Origin of the sequence: Halomonas sp. JS92-SW72, assembly GCF_003547075.1 — a bacterium.
Taxonomy (GTDB): domain Bacteria; phylum Pseudomonadota; class Gammaproteobacteria; order Pseudomonadales; family Halomonadaceae; genus Halomonas; species Halomonas alkalicola.
Window position 1 is genome coordinate 2,557,766 of the sequence record NZ_CP032147.1, and the last position, 22,404, is coordinate 2,580,169.

The following is a 22,404-nucleotide window of genomic DNA, read 5'->3' on the forward strand; positions in this document are numbered from 1 at the left end:
GGCCAGGCATCCATCTGGCCCAGCCCAAGAGTGAACCCCGCAAGCGTGAGCCTGCGGGGTTCCTTTTTGCCGGACGCTTGCGGCCTGGGGAGCCTGCCGCTTGCGGCTCAGCGATCCATCAGCTCGTCGATGCGGTCGACCAGCTTGAAGATCCCGGTGGCCGCCTCGCTGATGCGGGTCGCCAGCATGTAGGCCGGGGTGGTGACCACGCGGTTCTCGAAGTCCACCACGATCTCCTCCACGCCGCAGGTGCGGTGCAGCCCCCCCATGGCGCTGATGGCGCCGGAGACACCCGGGTCGTGGCCGATGGTCACGGCGATGCCATTGCCCAGCAGCTTGGGCACCATCACCGGCGCGATGCACATCAGGCCGATCGGCTTGCGGGCGTCAAAGAAGCCGGCCAGGGCCTCCCGGAGCTCGCCCAGCACCTCCATGTCGGCCCCCGCCTCGGCGAAGCTCGACAGGTTCTTGGCCGCCCCGAAGCCGCCGGGCAGGATCACCGCGTCGAAGTCGTCGGCGTCCAGCTCCGCGAGCGGCGAGATCTCGCCGCGGGCCAGACGCGCCGACTCCGTCAGCACATTGCGCGTCTCGCCCTCGGCCACCTCACCGCTGCGATGGTCGATCACGTGGTGCTGCTCGATGTCCGGGGCGAAGCAGCGATAGCCGATGCCCAGCTGGTCGAGCCGCAGCAGGGTCAGGGTGGTCTCGTAGATCTCGGAACCGTCGAAGACACCGCAGCCCGAGAGAATCACCGCCACCTGTTTGCTCATGCCTGTCTCCTTGCAGGGGTCACCCGCCGGCAGGCGGGCCCGATAATCGAATCCCACACTCTAGAGCGAACGTCCGGGTGCGACAAGGCGAGACTTTCGGCGCACCGGCGCGCTGATATACTCGGAGTCAGCCGCAGCGCCACTGTCATCCAACCGTCATCCTGCGTCGCCACAATGCCGTCAGGCCGGCGACCCACGCTGGAGAATCGCCTTGAGCTTCATGACCACCCGCCAGTTTCCCGCTACCCGCCTGCGCCGCATGCGCCGCGACGACTTCTCGCGTCGGCTGATGCGCGAGCACACCCTGACACCGGCCGACCTGATCTGGCCGGTGTTCGTGCTGGAGGGCGAGAACCAGCGCGAGGCCGTGCCCTCGATGCCCGGCGTCGAGCGCCTGTCGCTGGACCTGCTGATCGAGGAGGCCCGCGAGGCGCATCAGCTGGGCATTCCCGCCCTGGCGCTGTTTCCGGTGATCGACCCGGCCCTGAAGAGCGAGCTGGCCGAGGAGGCCTTCAACGCCAACGGCCTGGTGCAGCGCAGCGTGCGCGCCCTCAAGGAGGCCCTGCCCGAGCTCGGCATCATCACCGACGTGGCCCTGGACCCCTACACCAGCCACGGCCAGGACGGCATCATCGACGAGCAGGGCTATGTGCTGAACGACCGCACCGTGGAGACCCTGCTCAAGCAGGCGCTCTCCCACGCCGAGGCCGGCGCCGACGTGGTGGCCCCCTCGGACATGATGGACGGCCGCATCGGCGAGATCCGCCGGGTGCTGGAGCAGGAGCACCTGGTCAACACCCGCATCATGGCCTACAGCGCCAAGTACGCCTCGCGCTACTACGGCCCCTTCCGCGATGCGGTGGGCTCCTCCGCCAACCTCGGAAAGGCCGACAAGAGCACCTACCAGATGGATCCGGCCAACGGCGACGAGGCGCTCCACGAGGTGGCACTCGACCTGGCCGAGGGCGCCGACATGGTGATGATCAAGCCCGGCATGCCCTATCTCGACGTGGTGCGTCGGGTCAAGGATGAGCTCAAGGTGCCCACCTTCGCCTACCAGGTGAGCGGCGAATACGCCATGCACATGGCCGCCTTCGAGAACGGCTGGCTGGATGCCGACAGCGTGATCCTCGAATCGCTGACCTGCTTCAAGCGCGCCGGCGCGGACGGCGTGCTGACCTACTTTGCCAAGCGGGCCGCCCGCCTGCTCGCCCAGTGATGGAGGGGGCTCGGCCCCTTCCTGGACCCCGAGAGAGTTGCCCATGGAAGACCGTAGCCCCGAATCCGTCCCTCCTGTCGCCGGGCCCGCCGACGTCTCGAGCGAGGAGGCCCTGCCCGAGCCGCCGGCCCCGCGCCTCAACCAGACCCGCACCGGCATCAAGCCCAAGGCGCTGCCGGAGGCGGAGGCGGACCTGGCCGACCCCAGCCTCTACTTCAACCGCGAGCTCTCGCATCTGCAGTTCAACATGCGGGTCCTGGAGCAGGCCCTGGACGAGTCGCACCCGCTGCTAAATCGGCTGATGTTCCTGCTGATCTTCTCCTCCAACCTGGACGAGTTCTTCGAGATCCGGGTGGCCGGCCTGAAGCACCGGGTGGCCCTGGGCGACGACAGCACCGGCATCGACGGCCGCTCGCCGCAGTCGGTGCTCGGCGAGATCTCGCAGATCGCCCACGAGCAGATCGAGCGTCAGTACCGCATCCTCAACGAGGCCCTGCTGCCGGCGCTGGAGGAGCGGGGCCTGCGCTTCCGGCGGCGCAGCGACTGGACCGAGGCCCAGCGCGCCTGGGTGCGCGACTACTTCGATGAGGAGATCATGCCGGTCATCAGTCCGATCGGGCTTGACCCCTCCCACCCCTTCCCACGGCTGGTCAACAAGAGCCTCAACTTCATCGTCAAGCTCGAGGGCAAGGACGCCTTCGGCCGCGAGGGGGGGCTCGCCATCCTGCCGGCCCCGCGCTCGCTGCCACGGGTGATCGCCCTGCCTGCCGAGCTGTGCGAGGAGGGCTTCAACGAGGCCGTCTTCCTCTCCTCCATGATCCACGCCCACGCCGAGGAGCTCTTCCCCGGCATGAGGGTGCGCGGCTGCTACCAGTTCCGGCTGACCCGCAACGCCGACATGACGGTGGACCCGGAGGAGGTCTCGGACCTCGCCTCGGCGCTGCGCGGCGAGCTGCTGGCGCGGCGCTACGGCAGCGGCGTGCGCCTGGAGGTGGTGGACACCTGCCCGGACGAGCTGGCGGACTTCCTGCTCAGGGAGTTCGCGCTCTCCGAGCAGGACCTCTACCGGGTCAACGGGCCGGTCAACCTGACCCGCATGATGGCGCTGCTGGGGGACCTGGATCGTCCGGAGCTCTTCTACCGCCCCTTCTCCCCGGGGCTGCCCAAGAACTTCAGGAAGGAGGGCAGCCTGTTCGACGCCATCGCCGCCGGTGACATCCTGCTCCACCACCCCTTCCAGGCCTTCTCGCCGGTGGAGGAGCTGCTTGCCGAGGCGGCCCGGGACCCCTCGGTGCTGGCCATCAAGCAGACCCTCTACCGCACCGGTGCCGACTCCCCCATCGTCACCTCGCTGGTGGAGGCGGCGCGTGGCGGCAAGGAGGTGACCGTGGTCATCGAGCTGCGCGCCCGCTTCGACGAGGCGGACAACCTGGCGCTCGCCTCGCGCCTCCAGGAGGCCGGCGCCATCGTCATCTACGGGGTGATGGCCTACAAGACCCACGCCAAGATGATGCATATCGTGCGTCGCGAGAAGGGACGGCTGCGCTACTACGTGCACCTCGGCACCGGTAACTACCACTCGAAGACGGCCAAGCTCTATACCGACTACAGCCTGCTCACCGCCGACGAGGCGCTGTGCGAGGACGTCCACCAGGTGTTCCAGCAGCTCTCGGGGATGGGGCGTGCCCGGCATATCGAGACCCTGCTGCACGCGCCCTTCACGCTCCACGAAGGCATGGTGGCGATGATCGACCGCGAGGCGGAGCACGCCCGCAAGGGGCGCCGCGCCCACCTGATCATCAAGTGCAACTCGCTGACCGAGCCCAAGCTGATCCAGGCGCTCTACCGGGCCTCCCGCGCCGGGGTGGAGTGCGACCTGATCATCCGCGGCATGTGCTGCCTGCGGCCCGGGATTCCCGGCGTCTCGGAGAATATCCGGGTGCGCTCGATCATCGGCCGCTTCCTGGAGCACACCCGGGTGTTCTACTTCCAGAATCACGGCAAGGCCGAGGTGTGGGCGTCCAGCGCCGACTTCATGAGCCGCAACATGTTCCACCGGGTGGAGACCTGCTTCCCGCTGCGCGACAGGAAGCTGGCCGCCCGGGTCCGCAAGGACCTCGAGACCTACCTGGTGGACAACTGCCAGAGCTGGCGGCTGCAGCCGGACGGCAGCTACGTCAAGCAGACCCCCGGCGACGCCGCGCCGATCAGCGCCCAGGAGACGCTGCTCTACGCCTACGCCGCCAAGGCGTGAGGGGGCGTGCCGCCGCGCCGATAGCGCGACTGCAGAGGCTTGGGGAGGGAGTCAGCCGCGCTTGAAAGCGGCGAGGTCCTCGGGGTCGAAGCCGTCGACCCGCTCGGGCAGGCCGCGCTCCTGGCGGGCCAGGCGTACCCGCTGGCGCTCGGCGAGCAGCTCGGCATCATCATCCAGGGTGCGCCCGTTGAGCTCGGCGAGCTGGGCCATGCCCTGGTGATAGAAGGTGAGGAGGGTTAAGGCCGTGCCGTTGCCCTCCTCCACGCCGCGACGCAGCGCGGGGAGATAGGCGCTGACCCGGGAGAGGTGGTGCTTGAGCTGCCAGACGTAGCGCATCTCGGTCATCCAGGGGCGCTCGCGCAGCACCGCGAAGGTCAGGCTGGTGGCCACCAGGCCCAGCAGCACCCCCAGCGCGTTGAGCCAGAAGCCGCCATCGAAGGCCGCCTGCAGCAGCTGGGCAAAGACCAGTCCGAAGACGATCAGCTGGCCGGCCATGGCCAGGCTGATCATCTTCGCCTTGCGCCGGTAGGTCTCGGGAGCGTGGGTTTCGAACCGGAATGACATGGGGCCTCCTGGGTGGCGAGTCGGAAATCGAGGTGATTATCCCGACTCCGTCATGCCAGGTACAGCAGCGGCCCCTCATAGACCTGTCGCCGGATCAGCCTCGGGAAAAGACTAACGTAGCCGCTCGGCGGCGCTGAGCAGCAGGTGCTCGGTGGTCTCCCAGCCGATGCAGGCGTCGGTGACCGAGACACCGTGGCGCAGCCGACCGGGCGACAGCGCCTGCTTGCCCTCGTGCAGGTGGCTCTCGATCATCAGCCCGGCCAGGGCGCGCTCCCCCGCCAGGCGCTGGGCCAGCACATCGAGCAGCACCTCGCTCTGGCGACGGTGGTCCTTGCGGGCATTGGCGTGGCTGCAGTCCACCATCAGCCGCGGCGTCAGGCCGGCCTCCTCCAGCGCGCGGCGTGCCGCCTGCACGTGGGTGGCCTGGTAGTTGGGCTCGCCGTGGCCGCCGCGCAGCACCAGGTGGGTGTGGGCATTGCCGGCGGTCTCGCGCACCACCGGGCGTCCGTCCGGGTCGAGGCCGAAGTGCTGATGCGGGTGTGCGGCGGCGCGCATGGCATCCAGGGCCACGCCGATATCGCCGCCGGTGGCGTTCTTGAAGCCCACCACGGCCTCGAGGCCGCTGGCCAGCTCGCGGTGCAGCTGGGACTCGGTGGTGCGCGCGCCGATGGCCACCCAGGCCAGCAGGTCCTCCAGGTAGGGGGCCAGCATCGGCTGCAGCAGCTCGGTGGCCACCGGCAGGCCCAGCTCGGCCACCTCCCGCATCAGCCGCCGGGATACCTCGAGGCCACGTGCCATGTCGCCGGAACCGTCCAGGTCGGGGTCGTAGGCGAGTCCCTTCCAGCCCACGGTGGTGCGCGGCTTCTCCACATAGACCCGCATCACCAGCAGCAGGCGATCCGCCACCTTGGGTGCCAGCTCGGCCAGGCGCCGGGCGTACTCGAGCGCCGCCTCCGGGTCGTGGACGGAGCAGGGGCCAACCACCACCAGCAGGCGGTCGTCGCGGCCGGCGAGGATATCGCGGATCGCCCGACGCTGAGCCTCGACCCGGCGGGCAAGCTCGGGGGTCAGGGGCAGTTCGCGGCGCAGCTCGCCCGGGGTGGGCAGTGGGCGGGCCGCCTGAGCGGCGGGACGGACGTCGGCATCGGGTTGCGCCGCCCTCGGGACGGGGCGGGCGGTGTCATCGAGGGCAGCGGCGGCAAGGGAAGCGTTCATGGGGCATCAACTCCGGGTAGCGGTCATACATCGTGTCGGTCGGGTGCCACCGATGGTGCTACGGTCGGAGGTGGCGCAGTGGCACGACCGCAGCTCGCTAAATCGCCAATAGCCGTAATAGCCGGTAACGCCGGTCAGCGGGCGAATGGCGAAAGCGATGGGTGCGATCATGGTGCCTCTCCTCTCTGTCATCTTGATGTCCGGGTCATATCGACGGCCCCAGAACGCAGAACCCCCGGGGCGGGTGGCCTTCCGGGGGTTCTGTCGGAAGGCGACCCTGATGGGGCGTGCCTCCCGGCGATGTCGTCTGCTGCTCAGGACATGGCCGCCGGCACACCGGTCATAAAGTAGCCATACCAGTAACCCCGGCCGCGCGTCGCCGAATCGAGCCCACGCGCGTCGGCGCCAACAGAAGCGGCGAGGCAGCGGTGCATGTCGATGGCGGGTGCGGTCATGGTCATCTCCTGAGCATTGCCTCATCGTGCCCCATCGTCGTCGGACTGGCAAGGGCGCGAAGGGGCGCGGTTCAGCCGGCGACGACCTGATACCAGCCGACGGTGGCCGGCAGTGCGCTCATGCTCACCAGCACGATCAGGCCCAGGGCCACGGCCAGAAAGCCGGAGTCATCCTTGAAGTTCTCGTCATGTCCCGCCATCTGTCACTCCTTCTTCGAGGGTGGTCTTTGTCAAGGGAGGCGTGTTGCCGGCAATAGTCTAGCGAAGATGCCGCCCGCCATCGACCGGCAGGGTGACGCCGGTGACGTAGCGGTTGTCGAGCAGGTAGCGCAGGCTCTGGTAGATCACCCCGGGGCCCGGGACCATCTGCATGGCGGACTTGGCGCGGGCCTTCTCGGCGTAGGCCTCGTCGTCGCCCTCGTTGAGCATGATCAGCGCCGGCGCGATGGCGTTGACCTGGATCGCCGGGGCGTACAGGGCGGCGAACGACAGGGTCAGATTGTCGAGCCCTGCCTTGGTGGCGGCATAGGCGGCGTGCTTCTTCGAGCCCTTCTGCACCACGTAGTCGGTCATGTGCACGATGTCGCGCTGGGGCTCGCTGCACGCCTCGAGCAGCTCCCGCGCATGCAGGTTGATCAGGTAGGGCGCCAGCATATGGATGCGAAACAGGCGCTCGAAGGTGGCGCCGGCCTCGGGGCCGGTGGAGTCCGGGGCCCAGTCGCTGGCGTTGTGGACGATCGCCCGCAGCGAGGGGGTCGCCTCCTTCAGCCGCGCGATGAAGTCGAGGATGCCCGCTTCGCTGGCGAAGTCGGCCGGCAGGGTGAGGATGCCGCGGCTGCGCAGCGCCTCGAGCTCGGGGCGCTCGCGACGATAGCTGATGATCACCGGGTGGCCGTCGTCCACCAGGCGCTCGGCGCAGTGGCGGCCCAGGCGCTGGGCACCGCCGGTGATCAGGATCGGCGAGGCGCTCATCCGCGCGCCTCCTTGATCAGGCTGCCGGTGGTGGGAATCAGGGGATCCCGGGGGGCATAGGCGAAGACGTCGGAGAAGGTCCGCGAGGCCGAGAGCCCAAGCGAGGCCAGCACGTCGACGCAGGCGTAGACCATGCCCGGCGAACCGGAGAGGTAGACATCCTGGCCCGAGACATCGTCGAGCGCCGCGGCCAGGGCCTGGTCGATGCGTCCGCGGTGGCCGACCACCCGCTCGCCGCTCCAGGGCTCCTCCGGCGAGAGCTCGGTCACCGGGTGGAAGCAAAAGCCGGGGTGGGCCTCGGCCCACTCCCGGGGCAGCCGCTCCAGGTAGAGCTGGCGGCGCTCCCGGGCGGCCCACCACAGGTCGATCTGCCGCTCGGGGTTGGCCGCCAGCGCCGCCTCGGCGATCGCCTTCATCTGCGAGAAGCCGGTGCCCGCGGCGATCAGCAGCAGCGGGCGCTCGCTGTCGGGGTCGAGCACGCAGTCGCCGCCGGGCAGCCTCAGGGTCAGCCGGCGGGCCACCTGGACCAGGTCACGCATGCGCGCGGAATTCTCGCGCTCCGGCCAGTGCTGGATATGCAGCTCGATCACGCCGTCGCCGCCGTGGGCGTTGGCGATGGAGAAGGGTACCCAGGTCTCGTCGTCCAGCCTGAGCTCCAGGTACTGGCCTGGCGCATGGGCCACCGCCTCGGGGCGGCCCTCCAGCTGCACCCGGAAGACGTCCGGGGTGAGGTCCTCGACCTCGTCGACCAGGCAGGTCAGGGTCCTTGGCGTCATGAATGCCTCATGCGGTTGTCAGGGGGTCGTGTTGTCGGGGAGCTCGATGCCCAGCTCGTTCCAGCGCTCGCTGACGCGGGCCTTGACGGCCTCGTCCATGACGATGGGCACCCCCCACTCGCGGTCGGTCTCGCCGGGCCACTTGCTGGTGGCATCCAGGCCCATCTTGGAACCGAGGCCGGAGACCGGCGAGGCGAAGTCCAGGTAGTCGATGGGGGTGTTCTCCACCATGACGGTGTCCCGGGCCGGGTCCATGCGGGTGGTGATGGCCCAGATCACGTCCTCCCAGTCCCGGGCGCTGACGTCGTCGTCGAGCACCACCACGAACTTGGTGTACATGAACTGGCGCAGGAAGCTCCACACGCCCATCATCACTCGCTTGGCGTGGCCCGGGTACTGCTTCTTCATGGTCACCACCGCCATGCGGTAGGAGCAGCCCTCCGGCGGCAGGTAGAAGTCGACGATCTCCGGGAACTGGCGGCGCAGGATCGGCACGAACACCTCGTTGAGTGCGAGCCCGAGGATCGCCGGCTCGTCGGGCGGCCGGCCGGTGTAGGTGGAGTGGTAGATGGCATCGCGGCGCATGGTCATGCGCGTCACCGTGAAGACCGGGAAGGTATCCACCTCGTTGTAGTAGCCGGTATGGTCGCCGTAGGGACCCTCGGGGGCCATGTCATCCGGGTAGATGAACCCCTCCAGGATGATCTCCGCCGAGGCCGGCACGTCGAGGTCGGCGTGGCCGCACTTGACCAGCTCGGTGCGCGAGCCGCGCAGCAGCCCGGCGAAGGCGTACTCGGAGAGCGAATCCGGCACCGGGGTCACCGCGCCGAGGATGGTCGCCGGGTCGGCGCCCAGCGCCACCGCCACCGGGAAGGGCTCGCCGGGATGGGCCTTCTGGAACTCCAGGAAGTCGAGCGCCCCGCCGCGGTGGGAGAGCCAGCGCATGATCAGGCGGTTCTTCGACAGCTTCTGCTGGCGATAGATGCCGAGGTTCTGGCGCTTCTTGTGAGGCCCGCGGGTGATCACCAGCGGCCAGGTGACCAGGGGGGCGGCGTCGCCGGGCCAGCAGTGCTGGATCGGCAGGCGGTCGAGGTCGACCTCGTCGCCCTCGTAGACCCGCTCCTGTACCGGCGCCGAGCGGACCTTCTTCGGTCCCATGCTCATTACCTGCTTGAAGATCGGCAGCTTGTCCCAGGCGTCGCGAAAGCCCTTGGGGGGCTCCGGCTCCTTGAGGAAGGCGAGCAGCTCGCCCACCTCGCGCAGGGCGGCCACGGAGTCCTGTCCCATGCCGAGGGCCACCCGCTTCGGCGTGCCGAAGAGGTTGCCGAGCAGCGGCATGTCGTGCCCCTTGACGTTCTCGAAGAGCAGCGCCGGGCCACCGGCGCGCAGGGTGCGATCGCAGATCTCGGTGATCTCGAGGTAGGGGTCCACCTCGGCGGTGATGCGCTGGAGCTCGCCCCGGGCCTCCAGGGCGCTGATGAATTCCCGCAGGTCCTTGTACTTCATTCGGTTTTCCCGGTTGCAGTACGACGAAAGGGGCAGCATAGCATGCTACCCCCCTGTCTTTCGTACAACGTTTGCACAGTTTTCTGCGCTCGGCGGCCCTTGCGCTGCTGACGAAACCCTTCAAGGCGAAGGCGTTGAAAGCTGGCCGTCGCGAGCGAAGGCGAGACAAGCGCAGCAGGCCAGAATCAACGCCGTTTCATGGCCTCGAAGAACTCGATGTTGGTCTTGGTATCCTTGAGGCGGTCGATGAGGAACTCGGTAGCCGCGGTGTCATCCATGGGGTTGAGCAGCTTGCGCAGGATCCACATGCGCTGCATCTCGTCCTCGGAGGCGAGCAGATCCTCGCGGCGGGTGCCGCTGCGGCGGATGTTGATGGCCGGGTAGACGCGACGTTCGGCCAGCTTGCGGTCCAGGTGCGCCTCCATGTTGCCGGTGCCCTTGAACTCCTCGAAGATCACCTCGTCCATCTTGGAGCCGGTGTCCACCAGCGCCGTGGCGATGATGGTCAGGCTGCCGCCCTCCTCGATGTTGCGCGCCGCGCCGAAGAAGCGCTTGGGCTTCTCCAGGGCGTGGGCGTCCACGCCGCCGGTCAGCACCTTGCCGGAGCTCGGCACCACGGTGTTGTAGGCGCGTGCCAGGCGGGTGATGGAGTCGAGCAGGATCACCACGTCCTTCTTGTGCTCCACCAGGCGCTTGGCCTTCTCGATCACCATCTCGGCCACCTGCACGTGGCGCGCCGGCGGCTCGTCGAAGGTCGAGGCCACCACCTCGCCGCGCACGGTGCGCGACATCTCCGTCACCTCTTCCGGGCGCTCGTCGATCAGCAGCACGATCAGATGGCACTCGGGGTTGTTGCGGGTGATGGAGGTGGCGATGTTCTGCAGCATCAGCGTCTTGCCCGCCTTGGGCGGGGAGACCAGCAGGCCGCGCTGGCCCTTGCCGATGGGCGCCGTGAGATCGATGATCCGCGCCGTGAGGTCCTCGGTGGAGCCGTTGCCGATCTCCATGCGCAGCCGCTCCTGGGGGAACAGCGGCGTGAGGTTCTCGAAGAGGATCTTCGACTTGGCGTTCTCCGGCTTGTCGAAGTTGATCTCGCTGACCTTGAGCAGGGCAAAGTAGCGTTCGCCCTCCTTGGGGGGGCGGATCCTGCCGGAGATGGAGTCGCCCTTGCGCAGGTTGAAGCGACGGATCTGGGAGGGTGACACATAGATGTCGTCGGGCCCGGCCAGATAGGAACTGTCGGCGCTGCGCAGGAAGCCGAATCCATCCTGCAGGATCTCCAGCACACCATCGCCATAGATCGGCTCACCGCTCTTGGCATGCTTCTTGAGGATGGCGAAGATGATGTCCTGCTTGCGGGAGCGCGCCAGGTTGTCGATGCCCATCTCGCGGGCAATCTCCAGGAGATCCGGCACTGACTTTTGCTTGAGGTCGGTAAGATTCATCGGTGTGTTCAGAGATAGCTCGTGGAAGCCGGGCGTCGATGCGCCGCGTTTGGCGGGAGGCGAGACGATAACGCCGCGTGGGGTGCGTTCAGAGCCCGGAGAGGCTGCCACTCGTCACATTGGATCCCGATGGCCATGGGGAAGGCAACCGCAGGGGGCGCCGGCCGAGGGAGTCGAGGGAGCAGATTCGGTTTCGCCTGACCAGCGGCTACGGCGGGGCCGGCTATCGCTGGACATTGTGGGCTGACTGACGACTTGAAGTTGACCGAGACGGGATCGCCGCAGGACGGTCGGAAAGCATTCGGAACAGGCGAACGTCACGATACTAGACAAGGGCCCTATGGAACGCAAGCCCCATGGCGATTGACAGGGCGGGGGGCGCGCCGCACCCTTTCCCCCTCAGCCAACCTCAGGGACTCACCATGACCTCGCCAGCGGAGCCGGCCCAGCCCCCCACCCGACGCCTCGCCGCCATCGATCTCGGCTCCAACAGCTTTCACCTGCTGGTCGCCAACTATCAGGACGAGCGGCTGCAGGTCGTGGCGCGGCAGGGAGATAAGGTGCAGCTGGCCGCGGGCCTCGACGACGAGGGCCTGCTCGACGAGGCCACCATGCAGCGCGCCCTGGACTGCCTGGCCCGCTTCGCCCCCTTCGTGGAGGACATCGCCCCTGGCCAGCTGCGGGTGGTGGGCACCAATGCGCTGCGCGATGCGGCCAACAGCCAGGCGCTGATCGAGCGCGCCGAGGCGCTGCTGGGCTGTCCCATCGAGATCATCGCCGGCCGCGAGGAGGCACGCCTGATCTACCTGGGCGCCGCCCATGCCCTGGCCGAGGAGGGGCGCCGGCTGATCGTCGACATCGGCGGCGGTTCCACCGAGTTCATCATCGGCGAGCGCTTCGAGCCGCTGGCCCTGGAGAGCCTGCGCATGGGCTGCGTGACCTTCAGCCGGCGCTTCTTCGACACCGGCGAGATCTCCGACAAGCGCATGCGCCGCGCGGAGCTTGCCGCCCTCTCGGAGCTCGCCAATATCCGCCGGCACTACCGCGAACTGGGCTGGGAAGATCCGGTAGGGTCCAGCGGCACCATCAAGGCGGCCGCCGCGGTGCTGCATGCCGCCGGAGAGGCGCCGGAGGGGGTGATCACCCGGGCGGGGCTGGCCGCCCTGCGCGAGCGGCTGATCAAGTGCCGGCGCCTGGACCGGGTCGCCATGGAGGGGCTCAAGCCCGACCGCGCCCGCGTCTTTCCCGCCGGCGTCGCGGTGCTCGGCGCCGTCTTCGAGGCCTTCGGCCTCGAGCAGATGCGCTATGCCGACGGCGCCCTGCGCGAAGGGGTGCTCTACGACATGGCCGGGCGCAACAGCCCGGAGGACTCGAGGCTCAAGAGCCTGGAGCTGCTCGAGCGCCGCTACGGGGTGGATGAGCGCCAGGCCGCCAACGTGGCCGCCAGCGCCGCGGCGCTGTTCGACCAGGTGCGCGACGCCTGGGGCCTGGACGACGACCAGGCGCGCTTCCTGAGCTGGGCCGCCCGCCTCCACGAGATCGGCCTGGCGATCTCCCACAGCCAGTTCCATCGCCACGGGGCCTACCTGCTGGAGCACTCCGACCTGGCCGGTTTCTCGCGCCCGGAGCAGCGCCTGCTGGCCTTCCTGGTGCGCGCCCACCGCCGCAAGTTTCCGCTCAAGGAGTGGCAGGCCCTGCCCGCCTCTGCCCAGCCTTCCCACGCGCGCCTGGCCCGCCTGCTGCGCCTGGCGGTGCTGCTCAATCACAGCCGCCCGGAACAGCCCCCCGGCACTCCGCGCCTCTCGGCCGACGGCGAGGCACTGCGCCTGTGGCTGGAGCCCGGCGAGGACCCCATGCTGCTGGTCACCGACCTCGAGCAGGAGTGCGCCTACCAGCAGGCGGCCGGCTTCGGCCTGGCGCTGCTGCCGGCCAGCTGAGCGCCGATCAGGCCACCACAGGAGGGGCCATCACGGCGACGCATGCCACCCCGCCGCCACCGCCAGCCAGCGCTCGGTCACCGGGTCGAGCAGCGCCACCGCCGTCTCCGCCCCGCCCCCGTCGAGATGCCACACCACCAGCAGCCGCTGGCGCTCCCAGGGCGGCACCGCCCGTTCCTGCAGCAGCCGCCTGAGGTCCCGGGAGCCGCGACCGGCCAGGCGCAGCCGCTCGCCGCCGCACCGCGGGCTCAGGCGCAGCCCGCCGCCCACCCTGGCCGCCTCCGGCCACAGCCTCACGTCACACTCCCCCAGCGGCGTCGACAGCGGCGCATCGCCGTCCCAGGTCCCCCGCCAGCTGGCGGGCAGGGCCGGCGGCGGCGCCATCAGGTGGAGCATGCCGCGCCACAGGCGCGCCTCGCCGCCCGGCCAGGCCACCCGTGCCTCGGCGTCGCTGCGCGCGTCCAGCTGCTCGAGCAGCGTCGCCAGGCGCGCCGCCGGCGGGGCCGGCAGGGCCAGTCGCGTGCAGGCATGACGCACCAGCAGCCGCTGGCGGGCGGGGGTGAGCGCCACCAGCCGCGACACCGGCAGCCGGGCAGGCTCACCGCCGAGACGCTCGAGGTCGAGTTCGGCCAGCTCGCCGAGCAGCCCCTCGGCCTCGCCGGCCAGGGCCGCGCTGCGCGCCAGCGCCGCGGCGGCGTGGGGCCAGCGCGCCGTCAGCGCCGGCAGCACCGTGCGGCGCAGGAGGTTGCGATCGAGCCCCTCGTCGGCGTTGGAGGGGTCCTCCACCCAGGAAAGCCCCCGGCGCGCCGCCTCGGCCTCGAGGGAGGCCCGGGAGACCGCCAGCAGCGGCCGCGCAAGCGCCCTGCCCCGCCAGGCCCGCAGCGGCGGCATGCCGGCCAGCCCACGCACGCCGCTGCCGCGCAGGGCGGCGAGCAGGAAGGTCTCGGCCTGGTCGTCGCGGTGCTGGGCCAGCCACAGGGTCTCGCCGACGGCGACGCGACGGGCGAAGGCCGCATAGCGCGCCTCCCGGGCCGCCCCCTCCAGCCCCTGCCCCGCGGCGAGATCCACCGCGACCCGCTCGACGAAGAGCGGCACGCCCAGGTGTGAGCAGAGCCGCCGACAGTGGCGCTCGAAGCCGTCGGCGGCGGCCTGCAGGCCATGGTGCACGTGGAGGGCACGCAGCGGGCGGGGATGGCGCCGGCACGCTTCGGCGGCCAGCGTCAGCAGCAGCGCGGAGTCGAGCCCGCCGGAGAGGGCCACCCAGACGCAGCGCCCCGGCGGGGTCTCCGCCAGGGCGCGATCTATCAAGGATTGCAGAGACATTGAGCCCACTCCCGACCAGCGGGGCCGCTTCCAGCGCAGTCCCAGTCGAACGGTATCCTGATCGGAATAGAGGCGTTACGAGCGAAGCCAAGACAAGGCGGAAAAGACCGAAGCAGCGGAGTTTACGGGGTGGTAAATGAGCATGCTGAGGTCTTTTCCAACGCCGTATTGGCGAGCGCAGTAGCCTCTAACCGATCAGGCAGGGGCGCCGTAGCTCATCAGGCGCTCATAGCGGCGCGCCAGCAGCGCATCGGTATCCATCGCCTCGAGGCGCTCGAGGCTGGCCAGCAGCGCCTCCCTGACCCGCTCGGCGGTGGTGACCGGCTGGCGGTGGGCGCCGCCCAGCGGCTCCTCGATCAGGGTATCCACGAAGCCGAGCTCGCGAAGGCGCTCGGCGGTGACACCCATGGCCTGGGCGGCGTCGGAGGCCTTGTCGGCGCTGCGCCACAGGATGGAGGCGCAGCCCTCGGGGGAGATCACCGAGTAGGTGGAGTACTGCAGCATGGCCAGCTCGTCACAGACGCCGATGGCCAGGGCCCCGCCGGAGCCGCCCTCGCCCACCACGGTGGCGATGATCGGCGTACGCAGGCGCGACATCACCGCCAGGTTGTAGGCGATGGCCTCGGACTGGCCGCGCTCCTCGGCATCGATGCCGGGATAGGCGCCGGGGGTGTCGATGAAGGTGAGCACCGGCATCCTGAAGCGCTCGGCCATCTCCATCAGCCGGCAGGCCTTGCGATACCCCTCGGGGCGCGGCATGCCGAAGTTGCGGCGCACCTTCTCCTTCACGTCGCGGCCCTTCTGGTGGCCGATCACCATCACCGGGCGGCCGTCGAGGCGCGCCACGCCGCCGACGATGGCGGCATCATCGGCGAAGTGGCGGTCGCCGTGGAGTTCGTCGAAGTCGGTGAAGACGTGCTCCAGGTAGTCCAGGGTGTAGGGGCGCTGGGGATGGCGGGAGAGCTGCGAGACCTGCCAGGGGGTGAGGTCCTTGAAGATGGACTCGGTGAGCTTGCGGCTCTTCTCCTGGAGGCGCTCGATCTCGTCGCTGAGGTTGAGCTGGCTGTCGTTGCCGACCAGGCGCAGCTCCTCGATCTTGGCCTGGAGCTCGGCGATGGGCTGTTCGAAGTCGAGATAGTTGGGATTCATTGGCGAGTGGCCTTGTGGTGTTTCACCGCCGGCCCCCGTGGCGGGCAGCGGCGCGAAAAATGAAGTGGCTGGCATTATCGCACCCTCAACGAGCGGCGCAAGGCGGTGCACGGCTGGAGCGCCTTCGCTGAGGGGCGCCGGGTCAGCCCCGACTCTTGCCGCAGCGGACCAGGAAGAGGCAAGCCCTGACCCAGGCTCAGCGGTACTTCAGCCGCACCCCGTCCTGGCCCTGCACCTCGCGCAGGCGGATCAGCAGCTCATCGGTGGGCGAGACCTTCCAGGCGGCGTCGAGCTCCAGCCAGCCGGCGGCCTCGGCGTTGCGGTAGCGCAGGCGCACCGGCAGGCCCTCGGCGTCGCGGTGAGGGTCGAGGCTCGCCCGCAGCGAGTCCACCAGCCGGCCGTTGATGGCCGCGCCGTCCAGGGAGAGCTCCACCGCCTGGCCGTAGCGGGTGCGCGCCGCCACCATGGGGGTGATCTCCTTGCCGCGCAGGCGCAGCCCGCCGGAATAGTCGTCGGAGGAGACCTCCCCCTCGACGATCAGCACCTGGTCGGGCTCGAGCTGGCCGCGCAGCTGGTCATAGAGCTCGCCGAACAGCGACGCCTCGATGCGCCCGGTGCGGTCGTCCAGGGTCAGGAAGGCCATGGTGTCGCCGCGCTTGGACTTCATGGTGCGCACCCCCACCACCAGGCCCGCGACCCGCTGGGGCTCACGCGACGGCTTGAGGTCGCTGATGCGCGTCGAGACGAAGCGCGCAAGCTCACCCTCGTACTCGTCGATGGGGTGACCGGTCAGATAGAGCCCCAGCGTCTCCTTCTCGCCGGCCAGGCGCTCCTTGTCGGTCCACTCGCGCACCCGGCGATACTCGGCGTAGACGTCGCCGCCCTGGGCCTCCTCGTCGGCGAAGGCCTCGCCGAACATGTCGACCATGCCCAGGTTCTGGTTGGTCTGGGTCTGGACGGCGGCCTTGAGGGCGTCATCCAGCGCCGCGGCGAGCACGGCGCGGTTGGGACCGAGGCTGTCCAGGGCGCCGGAGCGGATCAGCGCCTCCAGGGTGCGCTTGTTCATGCGCTTGGGGTCGACGCGGCGGCAGAAATCGAAGAGGTCCTTGAAGGGCCCCTCGGCCTCGCGGGCCTCGACGATGGCGCCGATGGGCCCCTCGCCCACGCCGCGGATGGCGCCGAGGCCGTAGACCACCCGGGCCTCGTCATCTACGGTGAACTTGTAGCCGCCGACGTTGACGTCCGGTGGGGTGACGGTGAGCCCGAGGTTGCGGCACTCCTCGATCAGCGGCACCACCTTGTCGAGGTTGTCCATCTCGGTGGAGATCACCGCCGCCATGAAGGGACCGGGATAGTGCGCCTTCAGCCAGGCGGTCTGGTAGGAGACCAGCGCATAGGCCGCGGAGTGGGACTTGTTGAAGCCGTAGCCGGCGAACTTCTCCACCAGGTCGAAGATGTTGCCGGCGAGCTCCTTGTCGATGCCGTTGGCCGCACACCCCTCCATGAAGCCGGCGCGCTGCTTGGCCATCTCCTCGGGCTTCTTCTTGCCCATGGCGCGACGCAGCATGTCGGCCTGGCCCAGGGTGTAGCCCGCCAGCACCTGGGCGATCTGCATCACCTGCTCCTGATAGAGGATGATGCCGTAGGTGGGCTCCAGCACCGGCTTCAGCCACTCGTGCTGGTAGTCCGGGTGCGGGTAGGAGATCTCGGACCGGCCGTGCTTGCGGTTGATGAAGTCGTCCACCATGCCCGACTGCAGCGGGCCGGGGCGAAACAGCGCGACGAGAGCGATCATGTCGTCCAGGGAGTCGGGCAGCAGACGCTTGATCAGCTCCTTCATGCCGCGGGATTCGAGCTGGAACACCGCCGTGGTCTCGGCGCGCTTGAGCATCTCGAAGGTGGGGCCGTCATCCAGGGGGATGCTGTCGATGTTCAGCGGCCCCTGCCCCTCCACCGCGCGCACCTTGTCGACCATCTCCAGCGCCCAGTCGATGATGGTCAGGGTGCGCAGGCCGAGAAAGTCGAACTTGACCAGCCCGGCCTCCTCGATGTCGTTCTTGTCGAACTGCACGACGAGCCCCGTGCCCTCCTCGTCGCACAGCAGCGGCGAGAAGTCGGTGAGCTTGGTGGGGGCGATCACCACGCCGCCGGCGTGCTTGCCGGTGCCGCGGGTGATGCCCTCGAGCTTGAGCGCCATCTCCCAGATCTCGGCGGCCTCGTCGTCGGCCTCGACGAACTCCCTGAGCGCCGGCTCCGCCTCGATCGCCTTGGCCAGCGTCATGCCCACCTCGAAGGGGATCAGCTTGGAGAGCTTGTCGCCCAGCGAATAGGGACGCCCCTGGGCCCGGGCCACATCGCGCACCACCGCCTTGGCGGCCATGGTGCCGAAGGTGACGATCTGCGACACGGCGTTGCGGCCGTAGCGGTCGGCCACGTACTCGATCACCCGGTCGCGCTTCTCCATGCAGAAGTCGACGTCGAAGTCGGGCATCGAGACCCGCTCGGGGTTCAAGAAGCGCTCGAAGAGCAGGTCATAGCCGATGGGGTCGAGGTCGGTAATCTTCTGGGCGTAGGCCACCAGGGAGCCGGCGCCGGAGCCCCGCCCGGGGCCCACCGGGACGTCGTTGTCCTTGGCCCACTGGATGAAGTCCATCACGATCAGGAAGTAGCCGGGGAACCCCATCTGGATGATGACATCGAGCTCGAAGTCGAGCCGCTCCCGGTAGCGCCGGTCGATCTCGGCGTACTCGGCGCCGTCGCGGGGGTAGCGCTCGGCGGGGAACAGGAAGTCGAGGCGCTCGGTGAGGCCGTCGTGGGAGACCTTGCGGAAGAACTCGTCCTGGGTCATCCCCTCGGGGATCTCGAACTCGGGCAGGAAGATCTCGCCCAGGCGCACGTCCACGCTGCAGCGCGCGGCGATCATCACGCTGTTGGTAAGCGCCTCCGGGATGTCCGAGAAGAGCTCGGCCATCTCCTCGGGGCTCTTGAGGTACTGCTCCTCGGTGTACTTGCGCTCGCGGCGCGGGTCGTCCAGCGCCCGGCCCTCGCCGATGGCGACCCGGGTCTCGTGGGCCCAGAAGTCCTCCTTCTCGAGGAAGCGCACGTCGTTGGTGGCCACCACCGGGGTGCCGCTCTCCACGGCCAGCGCCACCGAGAGGTGCAGGCACTCCTCCTCCAGGGGGCGGCCGGTGCGGGTCAGCTCCAGGTAGAAACGCCCGGGGAAGGCGGCATTCCACTCCTCGAGCAGCGCGCGGGCCTCGTCGCCGTGGTCGCTGAGCAAGTAGCGCCCCACCTCGCCGTCGCGTCCGCCGGAGAGGGCGATCAGCCCCTCGCTCTGGGCCAGCACCCACTCCCGCTTCAGCTCGGCGCGTCCCAGCCGCTGCCCCTCCATCCAGCCCCGGGAGATCAGCTCGGTGAGGTTGCGATAGCCCGTGTCGTTCATGGCCAGCAAAGTGAGCCGGTAGGGGTGCTCCTCGTCGTGGGGATTGGCGAGCCACAGGTCGGCACCGATGATCGGCTTGAGCCCCGCGCCCTGGGCGCCCTTGTAGAACTTCACCAGGCCGAAGAGGTTGGCCTCGTCGGTGACGGCCAGCGCCGGCATGCCCTGCTCCGCCGCGGCCTTGACCAGCGGCTTGAGGCGCACCAGGCCGTCGACCAGGGAGTATTCGGTGTGGACGCGGAGATGAACGAAGGGCGTGGTCATAGGGGGCTCGGGGCTTGGGTGTTCAGAACAGCGCCAGCTGGCGCTTGACCGGGGCGAAGGAGCGGCGGTGCTCCGGCAGCGCGCCGAGGCGCTCCAGGGCGGCCAGGTGCTCCCGGGTCGGGTAGCCCTTGTGGCGGGCGAAGCCGTAGTCGGGATGTCGGGCGTCGAGGGCCCGCATCTGGGCATCCCGGGCCACCTTGGCGAGTATCGAGGCGGCGGCGATGGCGGGGTGGCGGGCGTCCCCCTTGACCACCGCCTGTCCCGGCAGATGATGCCCGGGCAGGCGATTGCCGTCCACCAGCAGGTACTCCGCCGCCGGGACCAGGGCATCGATGGCCCGGCGCATGGCCAGGTGGGTGGCGTGGTAGATGTTGAGCGCGTCCACCTCGGCGGGGCTGGCCTCGGCCACGGCGAAGGCCAGGGCGCGTTCGCGGATCTCGACGTCCAGGGCCTCGCGGCGCCTGGCGGAGAGCGCCTTGGAGTCGGTGAGCCCCGCGATGAGGCGCGCCGGGTCGAGGATCACCGCGGCGGCCACCACCGCCCCCACCAGCGGGCCGCGGCCCACCTCGTCGACGCCGGCCAGGCGCTCGCCGCGGTAGTTCACCACCAGCGGAGGCAGCTCGGCGGCCTTGGCCCTTGCCGAGGTCACGATGCCGCCTCCCCGGCCCGCTCCGGGGCGACGCTCTCCGGCAGCGGTTCGCCCGCCACCAGCGCCTCGATGGCCTCAGCCGCCCGGCGGCTGGCGTCGCGCTGCAGGCCTTCGTGCATCGCGGCGAAGCGCGCCTCCAGGACGGCGCGCCCCGGGGCATCGTCGAGCAGCGCGCCGAGCCGGGCGGCGATCGCCTCGGGGCTCGCCGCCTCCTGGATCAGCTCCGGGACCAGGCTCTCCCGGGCGATCAGGTTGGGCAGCGAGATCCACTCGGTCTTGACCAGGCGCCGGGCGAGCCAGTGGGTCGCCGGCGCCATCTTGTAGGCCACCAGCATCGGGCGGTGGCAGAGCATCGCCTCGAGCGCCGCGGTGCCGGAGGCGAGCAGCACGGCGTCACTGGCCACCATCGCCTCCCGGGCCTGGCCGTCGAGCAGGGTCAGCCGCTCGGCAAGCCCGGGGTGGTCGGCCAACAGCGCCGCGAGCTCCTCGCGCCGCCTTGGCGTGGCCGCCGGCATCACCAGGTGCAGGCCCGGGCGCGCCGCACAGAGCCGTTCGGCGGCGGCGAGAAAGGTCTCGCCGAGAAAGCGGATCTCGTTGGCGCGGGAGCCGGGCAGCAGCGCCAGCACCTCGCCCTCGCCGGGCAGGCCCAGGGCGGCGCGCATGGCGGCCCGGTCGTTCTCGAGGGGCAGCTCGTCGGCCAGCGGGTGGCCGACGAAGGCCACCGGCACCCGGTGGCGGGCGTAGAAGGCGGCCTCGAAGGGCAGGAAGGTGAGCATGGCATCCACGGACTTCGCGATGCCCTTGACCCGCCCCTGGCGCCAGGCCCACACGGAGGGGCTGACGTAGTGGGCGGTGGTCAGGCCCGCCTCGCGCAGCTGCCGCTCCAGGCCCAGGTTGAAGTCCGGGGCGTCGATGCCGACCATGATGTCCGGCTGCCAGGCCAGGGCATCGGCTCTGAGGGTGCGACGCACCCGGATCAGCCCGGGCAGGTGCTTGAGCACCTCGACGAGCCCCATCACCGAGAGGGTTTCCAGGGGGAAGCGGCTGTCGATCCCCTCGCGAATCATGCGCGGGCCGCCGACGCCACGGAACTCGACGCCGGGATGGCGGGCCCTGAGGGCGCGCATCAGGCCGGCACCGAGGATGTCGCCGGAGAGCTCACCGGCGACCAGGTAGACTCGCCGCACCGCCTGCCGCTCGGCCGTGGCCATGATCAGCGGATGATGCCACGGGTCGACGCCTCGATGGAGGCGGCAAAGGTCTCGGTCTCGGCCAGGGCCAAGCGCGTGCGGATCTCGGCCAGCGCCTGCTCGACGGTGAGCCCCTGGCGATAGACCAGCTTGTAGGCCTCGCCGAGCGCCTTGAGGGCCTCCTTCGAGAAGCCGCGACGCTTGAGCCCCACCAGGTTGAGACCATGGACCTGGGCCGGGTTGCCGTTGATCATCACGTAGGCCGGGGTGTCCTTGGTGATGATGGAGCCGCCGCCGGCCATGGCGTGGGTGCCGAAGTGGCAGAACTGGTGCACCGCGGAGAGCCCGCCGAGGATGGCGAAGTCCCCGAGCTTCACGTGGCCCGCCAGGGTCACCTGGTTGGCCAGGATGCAGTCGTTGCCGATCACGCAGTCGTGGCCCACGTGCACATAGGCCATGAAGAGGTTGCGCGAGCCGATGGTGGTCTCGCCGCGGTCCTGGACGGTGCCGCGATGCAGGGTCACCCCCTCGCGGATCACGTTGTCGTCGCCCATCACCAGCCGGGTGGGCTCGCCGGCGTACTTCTTGTCCTGGCAATCCTCGCCCACCGAGGCGAACTGGAAGATGCGCGTGCGCGCCCCCAGCACCGTGGGCCCCTTGATCACCACGTGGGGACCGATCCGGCTGCCGGGACCGATCTCCACGTCGGGCCCGATCACCGTGAAGGGGCCCACCTCGACGTCATCGGCGAGGCGCGCGGCGGGGTCGACGAGGGCAGTGGGGTGAATCAAGCGACCTTCCTCTCGGCACAGATGATCTCGGCCTCGCAGGCCAGCTCGCCGTCGACGGTGGCCTTGCAGGCAAACTTCCAGATGCCGCGCTTCTCGCGGATCACGTCGGCGCGCAGCTGCAGCCGGTCACCGGGCATCACCGGGCGCTTGAAGCGCACGTTGTCGCTGCCCACCAGGTAGTAGACATAGCCGTCGGCGGGCAGCTTGTTGACGGTCTTGAAGCCGAGGATGCCGCAGGCCTGGGCCAGCGCCTCCACCACCAGCACGCCGGGCATGATGGGGTGATGGGGAAAGTGGCCATTGAAGAACGGCTCGTTGATGCTGACATTCTTGTAGGCGACGATGGATTCGCCGAGGTTCAGCTCGGTGACCCTGTCCACCAGCAAAAAGGGGTAGCGGTGGGGCAGATAGTCTCGAATCTCGTTGATGTCCATTACCATCGTCACAACCTCTGAAGTGTCAGGAGCCCCGCCGTCCCGGCGGGTG

Annotated in this window: 19 protein-coding genes; 3 read left to right on the top strand and 16 right to left on the bottom strand. The window is 69.5% G+C overall.

Going from position 1 to position 22,404, the window contains the following annotated elements:
* Positions 1–107: 107 nt before the first annotated feature.
* Positions 108–770 (bottom strand): isoprenoid biosynthesis glyoxalase ElbB, encoded by a 663-nt coding sequence (elbB, locus tag D1793_RS11960; RefSeq protein WP_119022377.1) that lies wholly within the window; start codon positions 768–770, stop codon positions 108–110.
* Between the two features lie 211 nt (positions 771–981).
* Between elbB and hemB the strand changes: the two genes are divergently transcribed.
* A complete protein-coding gene (gene hemB / locus D1793_RS11965) occupies positions 982–1,989 on the top strand; it encodes a porphobilinogen synthase (RefSeq protein ID WP_119022378.1) in 1,008 nt (335 codons plus the stop codon).
* A 43-nt stretch (positions 1,990–2,032) separates the two neighbouring features.
* On the top strand, positions 2,033–4,243 hold the full coding sequence (ppk1, locus tag D1793_RS11970; protein ID WP_119022379.1) for a polyphosphate kinase 1: 2,211 nt from the start codon (positions 2,033–2,035) through the stop codon (positions 4,241–4,243).
* Between the two features lie 51 nt (positions 4,244–4,294).
* Here the strand turns inward: ppk1 and D1793_RS11975 are convergent, their stop codons facing one another.
* From D1793_RS11975 to rho, 8 genes are all read right to left on the bottom strand, one after another.
* Positions 4,295–4,807: a DUF3087 family protein gene (locus tag D1793_RS11975; protein WP_119022380.1), complete on the bottom strand. Its 513-nt coding sequence runs from the start codon at positions 4,805–4,807 to the stop codon at positions 4,295–4,297.
* A 111-nt stretch (positions 4,808–4,918) separates the two neighbouring features.
* Positions 4,919–6,022 carry a 3-deoxy-7-phosphoheptulonate synthase gene (locus tag D1793_RS11980; protein WP_119022381.1) on the bottom strand — a complete coding sequence of 368 codons (1,104 nt, stop codon included), beginning with the start codon at positions 6,020–6,022 and terminating at the stop codon, positions 4,919–4,921.
* A gap of 314 nt (positions 6,023–6,336) precedes the next feature.
* Entirely contained in the window at positions 6,337–6,477 is a 141-nt protein-coding gene (locus tag D1793_RS19435) for a hypothetical protein (RefSeq protein WP_162899952.1), read from the bottom strand.
* 71 nt (positions 6,478–6,548) lie between these two features.
* Positions 6,549–6,677, bottom strand: coding sequence for a hypothetical protein (locus tag D1793_RS20030; RefSeq protein ID WP_276110390.1), 129 nt, complete (start codon positions 6,675–6,677; stop codon positions 6,549–6,551).
* 58 nt (positions 6,678–6,735) lie between these two features.
* Positions 6,736–7,449 carry a dihydromonapterin reductase gene (folM, locus tag D1793_RS11985; RefSeq protein WP_119022382.1) on the bottom strand — a complete coding sequence of 238 codons (714 nt, stop codon included), beginning with the start codon at positions 7,447–7,449 and terminating at the stop codon, positions 6,736–6,738.
* Positions 7,446–8,225, bottom strand: coding sequence for an NAD(P)H-flavin reductase (locus D1793_RS11990; protein WP_119022383.1), 780 nt, complete (start codon positions 8,223–8,225; stop codon positions 7,446–7,448). The genes folM and D1793_RS11990 overlap by 4 nt, the downstream gene beginning before the upstream one ends.
* Before the next feature lie 18 nt (positions 8,226–8,243).
* Complete coding sequence (gene ubiD / locus D1793_RS11995; RefSeq protein ID WP_119022384.1) at positions 8,244–9,731, bottom strand: 4-hydroxy-3-polyprenylbenzoate decarboxylase; 1,488 nt, start codon at positions 9,729–9,731, stop codon at positions 8,244–8,246.
* A 185-nt stretch (positions 9,732–9,916) separates the two neighbouring features.
* Positions 9,917–11,176: a transcription termination factor Rho gene (gene rho / locus D1793_RS12000; protein WP_119022385.1), complete on the bottom strand. Its 1,260-nt coding sequence runs from the start codon at positions 11,174–11,176 to the stop codon at positions 9,917–9,919.
* Positions 11,177–11,598: 422 nt separating this feature from the next.
* On the opposite strand from rho, the gene ppx reads away from it, so the two are divergent.
* Positions 11,599–13,113: an exopolyphosphatase gene (ppx, locus tag D1793_RS12005; protein ID WP_119022386.1), complete on the top strand. Its 1,515-nt coding sequence runs from the start codon at positions 11,599–11,601 to the stop codon at positions 13,111–13,113.
* A gap of 30 nt (positions 13,114–13,143) precedes the next feature.
* Here the strand turns inward: ppx and tilS are convergent, their stop codons facing one another.
* The 7 genes from tilS to fabZ form a co-directional block, all read right to left on the bottom strand.
* Complete coding sequence (gene tilS / locus D1793_RS12010; protein ID WP_119022387.1) at positions 13,144–14,436, bottom strand: tRNA lysidine(34) synthetase TilS; 1,293 nt, start codon at positions 14,434–14,436, stop codon at positions 13,144–13,146.
* Positions 14,437–14,631: 195 nt separating this feature from the next.
* Complete coding sequence (gene accA, locus D1793_RS12015) at positions 14,632–15,585, bottom strand: acetyl-CoA carboxylase carboxyl transferase subunit alpha (RefSeq protein WP_119022388.1); 954 nt, start codon at positions 15,583–15,585, stop codon at positions 14,632–14,634.
* 196 nt (positions 15,586–15,781) lie between these two features.
* Positions 15,782–19,288 carry a DNA polymerase III subunit alpha gene (gene dnaE, locus D1793_RS12020; RefSeq protein ID WP_119022389.1) on the bottom strand — a complete coding sequence of 1,169 codons (3,507 nt, stop codon included), beginning with the start codon at positions 19,286–19,288 and terminating at the stop codon, positions 15,782–15,784.
* A 22-nt stretch (positions 19,289–19,310) separates the two neighbouring features.
* Positions 19,311–19,937 carry a ribonuclease HII gene (gene rnhB / locus D1793_RS12025; RefSeq protein WP_205527542.1) on the bottom strand — a complete coding sequence of 209 codons (627 nt, stop codon included), beginning with the start codon at positions 19,935–19,937 and terminating at the stop codon, positions 19,311–19,313.
* Positions 19,934–21,148: a lipid-A-disaccharide synthase gene (lpxB, locus tag D1793_RS12030; protein ID WP_119022390.1), complete on the bottom strand. Its 1,215-nt coding sequence runs from the start codon at positions 21,146–21,148 to the stop codon at positions 19,934–19,936. Before lpxB ends, rnhB begins: the two co-directional genes overlap by 4 nt.
* Positions 21,149–21,150: 2 nt before the next feature.
* Positions 21,151–21,918: an acyl-ACP--UDP-N-acetylglucosamine O-acyltransferase gene (lpxA, locus tag D1793_RS12035; RefSeq protein ID WP_119022391.1), complete on the bottom strand. Its 768-nt coding sequence runs from the start codon at positions 21,916–21,918 to the stop codon at positions 21,151–21,153.
* On the bottom strand, positions 21,915–22,358 hold the full coding sequence (fabZ, locus tag D1793_RS12040; protein WP_110068927.1) for a 3-hydroxyacyl-ACP dehydratase FabZ: 444 nt from the start codon (positions 22,356–22,358) through the stop codon (positions 21,915–21,917). Before fabZ ends, lpxA begins: the two co-directional genes overlap by 4 nt.
* Positions 22,359–22,404: the final 46 nt, after the last annotated feature.